This window comes from Methylosinus sp. is20ea (assembly GCF_059718135.1).
This window is the reverse complement of sequence record NZ_AP046088.1, coordinates 2,286,596-2,299,109: the sequence shown is the minus strand read 5'-3', so window position 1 is coordinate 2,299,109 and position 12,514 is coordinate 2,286,596. Positions and strand designations below refer to the sequence as shown.

The following is a 12,514-nucleotide window of genomic DNA, read 5'->3' as shown; positions in this document are numbered from 1 at the left end:
TGATCGGGGCCGCCCAATCCGCAGCCACTCGCCTTGCGGGCCCTGTCTCGCAAGCCGCGTGCCAGCCCAGCGACGCGCATCTATATCTTTTATATTCAAATAGTTGGGTGTCCATGGGATGCGGCTTTGGGGAGGTGTGTCAAAGCCGACAGTCATGCGCGGAATCGGACGAAGGGCATTTAGGCGACAGGCTCGTTCGGAACCATTGTAAGATTCGGACATGCCTATGGAACAATGTCTCATTTCCCACGGCATAACGATTGCTTAGAAAGAGGGCAGGAAAACCACGGAGCAGGTGAGATGCAAATCGGCGTCGAAACTTCCAGGGCGGTCGAAAACAAGCGCATTTTCGTCGTCGACGACGACGAGATTATTCGGGCGGCGCTTCAGTTCATGCTGCACGACGAATATGAGACCCATGAGATCGGCTCGCTCGACGCGGCGATCGAGAAGTCCGCGTCGAATAAGCCGGACCTTCTCATTTTGTCGGAAAATGTCGTGAAGGCCGCAGGCCTGCCGATTTTAGCGGAAATCCCGAAGCGGATCGCGGGAGTGAAAGTTCTGGTGATCGTCGATTCTCTTCAGAGCGGTTTCGGCAAGGAGAGCCACGCGGCCGGCGCGCATGGCTATATCGTCAAACCGCTGACCGTCGAATTCGTGCGGCAGAAGGTCGACGTGCTCCTCGGTCGCCGGCAGGGCGTGGCGATACCGCTGAACGTCCTCTGAATCGAAGACCTCCAAATACGCCGAATGAGGCCGGAGCCTCGGCTCCGGCCTTTTTCTTTTCGGCCGAAGATGTTTCGTTGTGGTCGAAAAAAAGAAAACGCCCGCGGCGAGCGCGGGCGTTGCAATGTCCATTTGGTCTGCCGCTCTTTTAGAGCTGCGGCACGATAATCAATCGCTCGACTGGATTCCCGTCGATGAAATGCGATTGTACGATTTCATCGATATCTTCCGGAGTGCGCGGAGCGTACCAGACACCCTGCGGATAAACGACCATCAGCGGGCCGGCGCGGCAAAAGCCCAGGCATGCCGTCGCCGTCATCGAGACATCCGGAAGCGGCTGTGCGCCGAGCTTGGCCTGCAAGCGATCCCACAGCGGCTTGGCGCCGGAGGTCGTGCAACTGCCGCGCGGGTGTCCAGGCGGCCGCTGCTGAAAGCAAGTGAACACGTGGTATTTGAACACTACCGGAAGATCTTCGAGCATTTTCAATTCCTGATGGTCGTGGCCGAGCGCCGGGGTGGCGGTCACGCGGCCGCGTCGGCGGTCGAAGCGGCCACAGCTTGGCCGGTGAGGCTGGCGACGAATTCGGCGAGCGGCGTCTCGATCCGCTCGATATTCTGCTCGCGGAGGAACTTCGCCTCGTTTTTGGTCAACGGGCCTTCGATCACCGCCCAATGCTGATCGGAAGAACGCTTCATGATCTGACGCGCGAAATTTCGCTCGAGCTGAGTCGTGAAGCGGCAACCGAGAAACAGGAAGTTGCGCCCCTTACGGACCGACTGCACGGTCTCGGGAATAGGCGTTTGAATGTCGATCTCTGTCAGGACTTCGACATAGTCCGAGTCGGAAATGACGTAATTCGACGCCGGTCTGACCGAGCCGATCGGTTGATAGAGCAGCGTTTCCCAGGACAAAGTCTCCGGAGGCGCCTCGGCCGGGGCTTTCGCGCCGGAGCCGTCGCGGACGAACTCTTTATTGGGCACGAGCGACAAGTCGGAACGGAAATAATTGACCCAATAGCCGAAATGCTCCGCCTGCGACACGCCTTGGACAATGCCCCAATTCTTTCTGACCGCCAGCGCCTTTTGCGGCAGATCGTCGTACCAGGCGTTGACGACGAGCGGCAGGATGGAGCGTTCGGCGAGCCATTTGTGCAGGACGCTCGGCTCAGGCGTCTGCTCGAAGGCTTTGTTCATCGCCGCGGAGATCGTCTTGCGATGCTTGAAGTTCTCTATGTATTGCGCCGCGGCCGTCAGATTGTTGCGAATCTTGTGCGGCACGGTCGCGGATTTGGTCAGCTGCACGACCAATTCTTCGGGGGCGGCGGGAATCGGGGTCCCGTCTATCGCCAGCGTGAGCACGCCGGGTCCGAGATAGGGAATCACGAGGCCTCGCTCAAACCCCGTTTTGATTGCGCTCAGCACTTGTGTATCTCCTCTCGTCGAACCCGGATTGCTCGTCTTGTCACTGAAGAGTGGCGCTCTTGGCGAGTTCGAGCTCTTCGGGGGTCAGCTTGAACGCGCCGCGACCGCCGGACAGGGCCATGAAGTCCATGGCATAGGCGTTCGTCAGCTTGGTGAACCACTCCTGGCTGGACAGGCTCGCGGGACGCTCGCCAATCTCCAGCACGGTGCCGTCGTTGAAGAAACGGACATGAATGATGACAGATTTGTCGCTCATTTTGATTCCCCTTCGGTTTTCAGCGACCGGAGTCGAAGCCGAGAAGCTCGACCGTGACGTTTTCGGTTCCGAAATTGACTTGGCAAGCGAGACGCGACTTCGAACCCACGCCGACGATCGAATCCAATCGCTCGTTCTCGGCGCGAGTCGTTTTCGACACGCTCTTCCTTCCTTCCTGGACGAAGAGATGGCAGGTGCCGCATTTGGCCTCGCCGCCGCATTTGCTGGATATGCTCTCACCAGCCGCGAGAATTGCGTCCAGAAGTCTGCTGCCCTGCTCGGCCTCGATGGTTTTGCCTGACGGCAGAATGGTCAGTACCGGCATGTCGTTCACTCCTCCTTGCCAAAGGTCCTCACGACTTACATCCAGCAAGTTTCGAACCACTCTAAATTTCACGTCGAACGCCGCGTGGGCGTTCGCTCCAGGCTGAAAATAGCGCGTCGATTTCGGGGATTGGGGGTTTTCATCCGCGAGCGGGGGCGGCTCTGCGCTACTCGCGACGCAGTCACGTCCGTTTCTCGACAATCACATCGCGGAAGATGGCGCGCCGGCCCGCGGGCCGGCGCCTCACTCAGAGATAGATGGCTGCGCCGGCGCCGATATTGATCGAGGCGTCCTTCATCGTGCCGACGATAAAGGCGATCTGATTTTCGGTGAGATGCGCATGGAACGGCAGCGCCACCGCACGGTCGGCGACTTTCTCCGTCACGAAGAAATTGCCGCGGCGATAGCCGAGATCGAAATAGTAGCGCTGCAGATGCAATGGATGCGAATAGGCCGCACCGTCGATCTTTTCGGTCTGCAGATCTTCGATGATCTGGTCGCGGCTCGAACGCGAGAAACGCGTGCCGAGATGCACGACATAGAGGAACCAGTGAACTTCGTCGACGTCCGGCGCGATATAGGGATCCTTGATCCCTTCGAAGGATTTCACATATTGATAGAACCAGCGCTCCACGCGCGTCCGTCGCGCCAGCAGCAGCTCCAGGCGCCGAAACTGCGCGAGCCCGAGCGCCGCCGTGATGTCGCTCATCGCCGCCTGCATGGGCGGAAACGCGCCGAGCACGACGGAAGAGCGCTCCGCGACGCGGCGACTGCGCAGATTGCGAATCGTGGAGGCGCGATCGTCGTCGTCGGTGACGATCATTCCTCCCTCGCCGCAGGCGATGACGCCCGGCTGCGAAAAGTCGAAGACCGAGCAATCGCCGAAGGAGCCGACCAGCTTGCCTTTGTAGATCGAGCCGATCGCCTCCGTCGAATCTTCGATCAGCGCGATCTTCTTCGCGTCGGCGAGCTGGCGAAACGACTCCCAAGGCGCGGGATGACCATTGGTGTTACCCGCGACAATGGCCTTCGTCCGCTCGGTGATGACCGCTTCCGCCTTCTCCGGCGCCAGCGTGCCCGCCCAATAGTCGATGTCTGCGAAGACGGGCCGCGCGCCCGTCAGGGCGATCGCATGTGTCGTCTCCCGGAAAGAATGGGCCGAGGCGACGACTTCGTCGCCCGGGCCGATTCCATAGGAGCGCAGCGTGAGCAGAAGGCCGATCGTGCCGCTGGAGACCGCGATCGCATGCTTGCGACCGAGATAATTGGCGAATTCCGCCTCGAACTCTTCGACTTTGGGTCCAGCGGAGAGCCGCGGCGAAGTGATCGTCTCGACGACCGCGTCCAGATCGCTCTGGGCGAGATCCGGATCATTCATCGGCAGAATGGTCGTCTTCATGCTCGCTCACCTTTTCGGGGCAACCACCAATCCAGTGGCGACAGACGGATCTGCCGTGATCTTGACGCAATGGTCGCGCGCGTCAATCAGGAACAGATCGCAGTTTTCGTAGCTGCGATACGGCGTCTCGTCCTGGATGTCCGCTTTGTCGCATCTCATCGCCGTGAGGCCGGGAGCGACTTGTCTCAGAGCGGAAACGGCCGCCTGATCGGCGGCCGCCGTCGCGAGCGTCGCATCGATCGCCTCAAGTTGCTCGGTCGCGATCGGCATTCTTCAGTCTCCACTCACTTTTTTGGCTTCGACCGTGATCGGAAGCGACGTTTCCGCCGCCATCTCCGGCAACTGAAGCACCCAACCATTCGCGAGGGTCACCGTGCCGCCCCACAATTGAGGGCTTTCCTGTTCGACGATCGGCTCTTCGAGATCCTTCTTCGGCACATAGGCCGAAAGAATACCGTCGGAGCCTCTGCGGATCATGACTTTCACACTGCGCCTCGCTGTTGAATTGACCCTAGTTCTGTAGCAATGTTCATACCGCGAGTCGTGTGAAAAATCGCCGCGTCAGACAGGCTCGATCTCCTCCTGGAGGCAGCCGATCACGACCTTTTCACCGAACTCGACGATATAGATCGGCGTATCGCTCTCGACATGCTCGCCTATTTGGACGATCTCGCCCGGATCTCCGGCCTTGACCAGGAGAGCGTCGGGTTCGTGGCCCGGATGCGAACCATCGTTGAAGAGATCGACAGTGGCGCGCACCCGCATGCCCCAGTCATATCGGATGCTCATCGCTTCGCCTCGTCGGTCGCGGCCTCGACGGCCTCCAACTCCTTTTTGCGCATGCCGACCTTATAGCCCGTATCGACGAATTCGACGCCATAGATGTAGAATTGCTGCAAAAAGGTGCCGATGCTCGAGACGTAGCCGATCTCGCCCTTTTTGACGAGAACCTCGCCGACGTCCTTGCCCGCGAAGGTCCCGTCGTTTCGCACCACCTTTTTCGACTTGACCTTTTCGCCATAGTTGAAGACAGGCGGGTCGTTGAGCTCGACGGAGCCGTCGTCACGGTTGATGTTGCTCATATCCGTTCCTCGATTTGACTGTGGTTGCGCTCGAAAACCTTCTTGCCGGACGGGTCCGGCGTCTTGCCGAGCCGCGCTTCGGCTGTTTCCCTCACGATCGGATCTTCATCCGAGAGCAGCGGTCTAATGTCGGCGACGGCCGCGCGCCGCGCCACCTCATAACGGACGCGCCAATCCGGATCGGCGATGAGATCGGGTAGCTGGGCCACGTCGAGCCGCTGCGCCGCCTCGAAGCGCACGCCGGCGTCGATATCCGTCGTCATGCGCTTTAGCGCCTGCGGCGCGATTCGCTCGGCCACCACGCGCCGCACCTCGACGTCGTCATCCTCGATCATCAGAACGAGAAGATCCGGCGAGATGCGCCGCGCGACCACTTGGCGCACATAATAGTCTCGATCTTCGATCATCGGCAGAAGGTCGACGGGATCGAGCCGATGAGCCACCCTTATGCGCACCTCGCGATGCGGATCGGTGCGGAGCTTGAGAAGATAGCGATTCGGCAAGCGCCGCGCTGCGCTCCAGCGCACCGCCTCTTCGGGATCGTCGAGCAGCGCCGGCAAGAGAAATATCTCGGCCGCCTTGGCGGCGCAGGAACGCACCTCGAAATAGGGATGCGCGAGATAATGCCGCGCAATTTCTGGATTCCAGTCGAAGAAACGGTCGATCCGACGTGCGTAGCGATCGAACAGGCATGCCCGCAGCGGCTTGCAGCGGCCCTGCGCCAGCAGTTCGTTATGGGGGCATGCGGCGCAATCGACAGGAACGCCCAGCCAGTCGATGGCCTCGTCGATCTCGTCAGTCGACATCTTCGGCCTCCATTCCTGCGAGAACGGAGAGGAGAAGCGTCGCGCCGACCTTATCGGTCGGATCGAGCTCCAGCAGCTTTTGCGCGGCCTCGCGCCCTTCCTCATATTCCCCCAGGCGCAGCTGCAGATAAGCATAGCCTTTGAGCACGAACATGAAAAAGCGCGGCATCACCGCTTCGTAATTGGCGAAATCGCCATCGCCCTTCTGCACCTCGCGCCAGTCCAGCGGCAAGGAATTGTCGATCGCCGCGCGCGTGAGGCAGGTCTTGGCGATCTCGAGAGTGTCCTCGAGACGATTCTTGTAGAAGTAAAATCGGTAGAGCCCGATCAGCACGGCGACATGAGTCGGCGCCAACCGACGCGCCTCGAACAAATGCTGCTCGGCGACTTCGCCGAGGTGATAGGTCAGCGCCGCTTCGCGGAGATGGTGCTCGGCTTCCGCCGGCAACCCGGCTCCGAACACGGGAGAAGAGAGGATTTCATCTCCCGTATCGAAGGCCTCGCTGCGTAGAGCGCCATCTCCGTTCAACATGAAGCGTTCCTATCCACTCACGCCACGGGGATCCCCGGCAGCTCGACGACGCTCTGCGTCGACGAGCACCCACAGGCCTTCGCTTTCGGATCGATGAAAGAGAAGCCAGTGGAGGTGGCGGTCTCCTTGAAGTCGATCGTCACGCCATCGAGCAGCAAACGGCTCTGCGCAGGCAGAAACAGCTTGAAGCTCGGGAAGTCGAACGCCTGCTCGCCTTCGCGAGGGGCCGGCTGGACGGAGAACTCCGCGCTCATGCCCGAGCAGCCGCCCGGAGACACATGGAGGCTGAGACCAAAGCCCGGACCGCCGTCGAACATGACGAGGCGACGGATGAACTTCTCCGCGGCGGGAGTGAACTCGATATTCATGCCGCGCCCCCGGCCGCCTGATACCGCGGGAGAGAATTGTCGATGACGCAAGTGTCATCGACAGGGCACACCGCGACGCACTGCGGCACATCGAAATAGCCGATGCATTCGGTGCACTTCTTCGGATTGATGACGAAGGTTCCGTTTTTCTCGGAGATCGCCACATTGGGGCATTCCGCTTCGCACGCCGAGCAGGACGTGCATTGCGAAGCAACGATCTTATAGGTCATTCGCTTGCTCCTCCATCGAGCCGTCACTGAGTTCGAGAGGTGAAGATTCCCGATAACTCGAATTCTTCATGCATTCGCGGTTTCGACCGAAGCACGGGCCGCGAGGCGGCTCGTGCTTCGGTACCGGCGAACGCCGGTCGTTTTGTGTCAGGCCGTGATGAAGGCGCCCTGACGGAGAGTCGCGTCGCCGCGCTCCTTATGCTCGATCTCGCCGCTTTTCACACGATCGAGATAGCGCTTGAAGTAGGTGATCGCCGATTGCTCGATGAACTCGAAGGCGAATTCATCGACGGGGTCGATGCCGGCCTTGACGAGATCGTTCTTCGGGCAACCGCCGATCTTGGCCACGAACACAGCCGTGCAATCATTGATCGCGCGGATGATCGTGTCGAGGCTGTCCTCTTCGCCATAACCGCCCTGGCAATACAGGTCGACGCGGCGATGACCGACGAACTTCGCGCCATGGGTGCTGAGCTCGTAGATCTGGAACTCCTTGGCATGGCCAAAGTGCTCGTTGACGCGGCCGCTGCCCTTGGTCGCCACGGCGATCAGGATCTTGATGTCGACATTGTCCTCGCCGGCGAGCGTCGCCAGCTCGGCGTTCTTGGCCGCCGCGACCTTCTGGCGCTCTTCCTCGACCTTCGTCTGATAAGCCTTGCGGCTCTCGAGATCGTAGGTCACTTCCATCGCCATGATCTTGTCGGTCGTGAACTCCGCGCTGCGATCCTCGCCGAGCAGGCCCACCGCGTCGGCGCGGCACTGGCGGCAATGCCGCATCATGTTCATCTCGCCTTCACAGCTGTCCTGCAGCGCCTTCAGCTCCTGAGCCGTCGGGCCGCGCTGGCCGTTGAGGCCGAACACGGTGCCGTGCTCGGGGGACGAGATGAGCGGCATGATGTTGTGCAGGAACGCCCCGCGCGACTTCACGGCCCTGTTCACCTCGACGAGATGCTTGTCGTTGATGCCCGGGATCATGACCGAGTTGACCTTGCACAGAATGCCGCGCTCGGTCAGCATCTCGAGACCGCGCATCTGATGCTGCGTCAGGATCTCGGCGGCCTCGCGGCCATAGATGCGCTTATGCTCCCAGTAGATCCAGGGATAGATCTGCGCGCCGACGTCCGGATCGACCATGTTGATGGTGATCGTGACGTGATCGACATTGTATTTGGCGATCGTGTCGACATGCTCGGGCAGAGCCAGACCATTCGTCGACAAGCAGAGCTTGATGTCGGGAGCGGTCGCGGCGATCAGCTCGAAGGTCTTGAAGGTCTTCTCCGGATTGGCGAGCGGGTCGCCCGGGCCGGCGATGCCGAGAACGGTCATCTGCGGGATCGTCGACGCGACGGCCAGAACCTTCTTGGAGGCCTGCTCGGGCGTCAGCTTCTCGGAGACGACGCCGGGGCGCGACTCATTGGCGCAATCATATTTGCGATTGCAGTAGTTGCACTGGATATTGCAGGCCGGCGCGACAGCGACGTGCATGCGCGCATAGTGGTGATGCGCCTCTTCGCTGTAGCAAGGATGGTTCTTGACTTTGTCCCAGATTTCCTGCGGCAGGTCGTTTTCACCAGCCGCCGTGCCGCAGCTCGCTTTGCCGCTGCCGCCCGAGGTGCCGCAGCCCTTGTGCTCAGCCACTTTCTGCATCACGTCGTCGATCGATTCAGCCCCGCCGACGTCGACGGTTTCAGTAGATAGAGATTCCATGTTCGGTTCCTCACGAGTTGAAGAGTTTCAAACCCTTGCGGAACGCAGTCGCGACATATCCGTCTGCCATTGCACCGGCGCTGTCGCGGAAGCGGTGTCCGGGCACGAGGTTCGCAACAAGCATGCCATGCCGGAATATTCTTCTAACAACTTGAAATTATGAGATAAGCTTCGATTGTTTGGAAGCTGTCCAAATCCCGACACATGTCGGAAAGCGTCGGATGCGGCTGTCGCTAACGCGACACTTTGACGCGAAGGCGAAAAGCCTGCGCCAGACTCGCCTCGCGCACAGCGTCCAGCCGTCGTGCGACGGGGTTTGCGGGATCTCGCAGCCGGGGCGTCGGGCGCGAGCGGCGGCGACGGCCTTCCGGGCCGCCATCGCCTTCGCCGAGGGCTCAGTCGCTCGCTTGGCGCGACAATTGCCTGCCGGCGCGGCATGAATGACCTCACCCGTGAAAACGATCTCGTCGACTTCGGTGAACTCTCGCCGGCGGTCAATGAACTCTTGCAAAAAGGCGTCCTGGCCTATCGGAGCGACCGGGCGCGCGCGGACGAATTGTTCCGCGAGGCGCTGGAGCTGTCTCCCCAGGAACTGCCCGCCTATTACTGCCTTTATAAGATTCATACTTATATGGGAAACCTCGAGGTGGCCTGGTCGGTGGCCAATCTGGGCCTCGTCGAGGCGACCCGCCAAGCGGGCTGGTCGGTCGATCCGCGGCTCTGGCCGCCGAAAGAAACGGCGCCGGGCTCGGCGGAACGCTTTGCGCTGTACACTTTGAAGGCGTTGAGCTTCATTCAGCTCAAGCGTGGCAATAAAGCGGAAGCTATGGAAAACCTGGGGATTTTGAAGATTCTCGATCCATGCGGATATGTCGGCTGGACGGTTATCTATGAGCTCGCGCAAGGCGTTGCCTGACCTGGCCGGGGCGGGAGCGCGCGCCCCAGCCGCGCCGCGGCGTAGATTTTGTCTCGGTAACGGCACGTTAGTTGCTAAACATTCCAGGGTGAACTATCGATTCCCGCGGAACGTCAGGCACGTCTATGGGATACGAAGCTGGAAGCAGCATGAACACGGCTCAGGCTCGCGCGTTCGACCCGAGCGAATCTGCTCTCGTCGGAATCTACGAAATCTCGAAGCTGTTGGCGTCGCCCAACCGGCTCGAGAAGACTCTGGCGGGGGTGCTGGCGCTCTTGTCGAGCTTTCTCGACATGCGCCATGGCCTCATCGCTCTGCTCGACTCGCATGGCGACCCCGAAGTGGTCGTCGGCTCAGGTTGGAGCGAGGGGAACGCCAAAAAATTCTTCGAGCATCTCCCCGAGCGGGCGGTCGGCCAGATCGTGGCGACCAAAATGCCCCTGGTGGTCGAGAATGTCGCCGCCTCGCCTTTGTTCGAGGGAACAGATCTCTCCGAATGGGGTCCGACGGATGGTCAGCCCTTTTCGCTGATCGGCGTGCCGATCAAGGAAGGGGACGCGGTCGTCGGCACTCTGACGGTCGATCGGGTCTATAGCGACCGCTCCTCGGTTCGCTTCGATCATGACGTCCGATTCCTGACAATGATCGCCAATCTCGTCGGGCAGACGCTGCGGCTCCACAAGCTGATCGGTCGTGATCGCGATCGGCTGATGCAGGAGAAGGCGCGGCTCGAGAAGGGCGACCGCCCCGCGCATATCGAGGCGAAGCTGGATGGCATCAAGGGGATCGTCGGGGAGAGTCCGGCGGTGCGCGCCGTCGTGGACAAGATCCGCATCGTCGCCAAGGCCAAATCGACCGTGCTGCTGCGCGGAGAATCGGGCACCGGCAAGGAGCTGTTCGCCGCCGCGATCCATAATCTCTCGCCCCGGCACAGCAAGCCCTTCGTCAAGCTGAACTGCGCCGCTCTGCCGGAGAGCGTGCTCGAATCCGAATTGTTCGGGCACGAGCGCGGAGCCTTCACCGGCGCCGCCGCCTTGCGCAAGGGCCGGTTCGAGCTCGCTGACGGCGGCACGCTGTTTCTGGACGAGATCGGCGACATCACGCCCGCTTTCCAGGCGAAGCTCCTGCGTGTGCTGCAGGAGGGCGAGTTCGAGCGCGTCGGCGGCACGCGGACGATGAAGGTCGATGTGCGCTTCGTCTGCGCCACCAACCGCAATCTCGAAGAGGCGGTGCAGAAAGGCGAGTTCCGCGCCGATCTCTATTACCGCATCAGCGTGGTGCCGATCTTTTTGCCGCCGCTGCGTGAGCGCAAGGGCGATCTGGCGCCTCTCGCCAGTGAATTTCTGAAGCGCTTCAACCATGAGCAGAACGTTCATCTGACCCTGTCCGACTCGGCGATGGAAGTGCTCAACGAATGCAACTTCCCCGGCAATATTCGCGAGCTCGAGAACTGCGTTTATCGCACGGCGACGCTGGCGCGCGCCGACTCCATCGTCGACAAGGATTTCTCCTGTCGCAATGACGGCTGCTTGTCCTCGGTGCTGTGGAACGGCTCGCGTGAATCGTCGATCGGGGGGCTGCATCCGCCGAGCTTCACGCCGCTGCCGATCGTCTCCAAGCCGCTGGCCCCGCCGCCTCCTCCGCCGGCGCGGCCTCCGGTGGTCCGGCCACCGGTCGAGGAGCCGGCTCCCGTCGCCACGGCGCCCGCCGCCCCCTGTCCGGGAGCGGAGAACTGTACCGTCATCGACGCCGACCATCGCTCCGACCGCGACAAGCTCATCGAAGCAATGGAGCAGGCGGGATGGGTGAAGGCCAAAGCGGCCCGGCTTCTCGGCCTGACGCCCCGGCAGATCGGCTATGCGTTGCAGAAATATGATATCCCCGTGAAGAAGTTCTGATTCGAGGAAAGAAGACGGCTCCCAAAATGGCCGCAGAACCAGAAAGAATAAGCGACGATCCGCTCGATTGGCGCGGTCGCCCCATCCGCTGCCGGGAATGCTCCCATGTGGCGCTCAATCTCGAGGGGCTTTGCCGCAAGGGATCGGCCTGCGTGCGCGACCGGCGAGCCAAGCGCGTCGATCTCTTCTTCCGCGGACATCCGCATCTCGCGGACGCCTATCTCGATCACGTCTATTTCGAGGTGCGGGCGCGCGCGGCGCGCTATGCGTCGGTCCTGCGGCTCCCGCCGCTGCTCGACGATCCGGAGCCCGAAGTTCGCGCCACCGCGGCCTCGCGCCTGCCGGCCTCGCGCGTCGCCCGTCTCGCGCATGATCCCGAACCGCGCGTGCGCATCGTCATCGCCAATCGGCTGGAAGGCGCGGCGCTGCTCGCAATGTATTCGGACCCGGATTATCTGGTCCGCATTCACGTGGTCCGCCGGATCTCGCCGGATCTGCTGCCGATCGCCGTCCATGACGAGGATCCGGAAGTGCGGCGTTGGGTGGCGCGTCGCCTGCCCGAGGATCGGCTGCATCTTCTCGTCAAGGACCCGGAGCCGCTCGTGCGTCTCGTCGTCGCCGAGCGCCTTCCGGAGGATCGTCTCGACGCCATGAGCAAGGACGAGGATTTGCGCATCCGTTTCACAATCGCGGAACGATGCCCACGCGAGATGCTCGGCTCCTTCCTCGACGACGAGGACGAATTGGTGCGCGCCTGCGCGCAGACGCGGCTGGAAAGCGACTGACCACCACGGCCGCGCCGCGTCCAGAGCGTCTCCAGCCGAAGTGAACGCCGGTTCGGCGTTGG

At 61.4% G+C, this 12,514-nt stretch carries 18 protein-coding genes; 4 read left to right on the top strand and 14 right to left on the bottom strand.

What is annotated here, in order from left to right; all coding sequences use genetic code 11:
- Window positions 1–300: 300 nt before the first annotated feature.
- A complete protein-coding gene (locus AC6IY7_RS10550; protein ID WP_497778931.1) occupies window positions 301–726 on the top strand; it encodes a response regulator in 426 nt (141 codons plus the stop codon).
- Window positions 727–874: 148 nt separating this feature from the next.
- Here AC6IY7_RS10550 and AC6IY7_RS10545 read toward each other — a convergent pair whose 3' ends face one another.
- The 14 genes from AC6IY7_RS10545 to nifB all read right to left on the bottom strand — a co-directional run bounded on the left by AC6IY7_RS10545 (window position 875) and on the right by nifB (window position 8,853).
- Window positions 875–1,207: a (2Fe-2S) ferredoxin domain-containing protein gene (locus tag AC6IY7_RS10545; RefSeq protein WP_196408573.1), complete on the bottom strand. Its 333-nt coding sequence runs from the start codon at window positions 1,205–1,207 to the stop codon at window positions 875–877.
- A 41-nt stretch (window positions 1,208–1,248) separates the two neighbouring features.
- Window positions 1,249–2,148 (bottom strand): SIR2 family NAD-dependent protein deacylase, encoded by a 900-nt coding sequence (locus tag AC6IY7_RS10540; protein ID WP_497778929.1) that lies wholly within the window; start codon window positions 2,146–2,148, stop codon window positions 1,249–1,251.
- A 40-nt stretch (window positions 2,149–2,188) separates the two neighbouring features.
- Complete coding sequence (locus AC6IY7_RS10535) at window positions 2,189–2,404, bottom strand: hypothetical protein (RefSeq protein ID WP_497778927.1); 216 nt, start codon at window positions 2,402–2,404, stop codon at window positions 2,189–2,191.
- A 19-nt stretch (window positions 2,405–2,423) separates the two neighbouring features.
- Window positions 2,424–2,729: a 2Fe-2S iron-sulfur cluster-binding protein gene (locus AC6IY7_RS10530; protein ID WP_497782823.1), complete on the bottom strand. Its 306-nt coding sequence runs from the start codon at window positions 2,727–2,729 to the stop codon at window positions 2,424–2,426.
- 247 nt (window positions 2,730–2,976) lie between these two features.
- Window positions 2,977–4,128 (bottom strand): DegT/DnrJ/EryC1/StrS family aminotransferase, encoded by a 1,152-nt coding sequence (locus tag AC6IY7_RS10525; protein ID WP_497778926.1) that lies wholly within the window; start codon window positions 4,126–4,128, stop codon window positions 2,977–2,979.
- 6 nt (window positions 4,129–4,134) lie between these two features.
- Window positions 4,135–4,398 carry a DUF6129 family protein gene (locus AC6IY7_RS10520; RefSeq protein WP_497778925.1) on the bottom strand — a complete coding sequence of 88 codons (264 nt, stop codon included), beginning with the start codon at window positions 4,396–4,398 and terminating at the stop codon, window positions 4,135–4,137.
- A gap of 3 nt (window positions 4,399–4,401) precedes the next feature.
- Window positions 4,402–4,614, bottom strand: a complete 213-nt coding sequence (gene nifT / locus AC6IY7_RS10515; protein WP_497778924.1) for a putative nitrogen fixation protein NifT — start codon at window positions 4,612–4,614, stop codon at window positions 4,402–4,404.
- Window positions 4,615–4,689: 75 nt separating this feature from the next.
- Entirely contained in the window at window positions 4,690–4,917 is a 228-nt protein-coding gene (locus AC6IY7_RS10510; protein WP_497778922.1) for a nitrogen fixation protein NifZ, read from the bottom strand.
- Window positions 4,914–5,210 (bottom strand): nitrogen fixation protein NifZ, encoded by a 297-nt coding sequence (locus AC6IY7_RS10505; RefSeq protein WP_497778921.1) that lies wholly within the window; start codon window positions 5,208–5,210, stop codon window positions 4,914–4,916. Before AC6IY7_RS10505 ends, AC6IY7_RS10510 begins: the two co-directional genes overlap by 4 nt.
- Complete coding sequence (locus AC6IY7_RS10500) at window positions 5,207–6,016, bottom strand: 4Fe4S-binding leucine-rich repeat protein (RefSeq protein ID WP_497778920.1); 810 nt, start codon at window positions 6,014–6,016, stop codon at window positions 5,207–5,209. The genes AC6IY7_RS10505 and AC6IY7_RS10500 overlap by 4 nt, the downstream gene beginning before the upstream one ends.
- Complete coding sequence (locus tag AC6IY7_RS10495; protein WP_497778919.1) at window positions 6,006–6,548, bottom strand: hypothetical protein; 543 nt, start codon at window positions 6,546–6,548, stop codon at window positions 6,006–6,008. The genes AC6IY7_RS10500 and AC6IY7_RS10495 overlap by 11 nt, the downstream gene beginning before the upstream one ends.
- Before the next feature lie 17 nt (window positions 6,549–6,565).
- Window positions 6,566–6,916 (bottom strand): HesB/IscA family protein, encoded by a 351-nt coding sequence (locus AC6IY7_RS10490; protein ID WP_497778918.1) that lies wholly within the window; start codon window positions 6,914–6,916, stop codon window positions 6,566–6,568.
- Window positions 6,913–7,146: a 4Fe-4S dicluster domain-containing protein gene (locus tag AC6IY7_RS10485; protein ID WP_018267906.1), complete on the bottom strand. Its 234-nt coding sequence runs from the start codon at window positions 7,144–7,146 to the stop codon at window positions 6,913–6,915. Before AC6IY7_RS10485 ends, AC6IY7_RS10490 begins: the two co-directional genes overlap by 4 nt.
- A gap of 147 nt (window positions 7,147–7,293) precedes the next feature.
- Window positions 7,294–8,853 (bottom strand): nitrogenase cofactor biosynthesis protein NifB, encoded by a 1,560-nt coding sequence (gene nifB, locus AC6IY7_RS10480; RefSeq protein ID WP_497778917.1) that lies wholly within the window; start codon window positions 8,851–8,853, stop codon window positions 7,294–7,296.
- A gap of 436 nt (window positions 8,854–9,289) precedes the next feature.
- On the opposite strand from nifB, the gene AC6IY7_RS10475 reads away from it, so the two are divergent.
- From AC6IY7_RS10475 to AC6IY7_RS10465, 3 genes are all read left to right on the top strand, one after another.
- On the top strand, window positions 9,290–9,769 hold the full coding sequence (locus tag AC6IY7_RS10475) for a hypothetical protein (RefSeq protein ID WP_497778914.1): 480 nt from the start codon (window positions 9,290–9,292) through the stop codon (window positions 9,767–9,769).
- 125 nt (window positions 9,770–9,894) lie between these two features.
- On the top strand, window positions 9,895–11,667 hold the full coding sequence (nifA, locus tag AC6IY7_RS10470) for a nif-specific transcriptional activator NifA (RefSeq protein ID WP_497778912.1): 1,773 nt from the start codon (window positions 9,895–9,897) through the stop codon (window positions 11,665–11,667).
- Window positions 11,668–11,693: 26 nt separating this feature from the next.
- Complete coding sequence (locus tag AC6IY7_RS10465) at window positions 11,694–12,452, top strand: 4Fe4S-binding leucine-rich repeat protein (protein WP_497778909.1); 759 nt, start codon at window positions 11,694–11,696, stop codon at window positions 12,450–12,452.
- Window positions 12,453–12,514 lie beyond the last annotated feature (62 nt).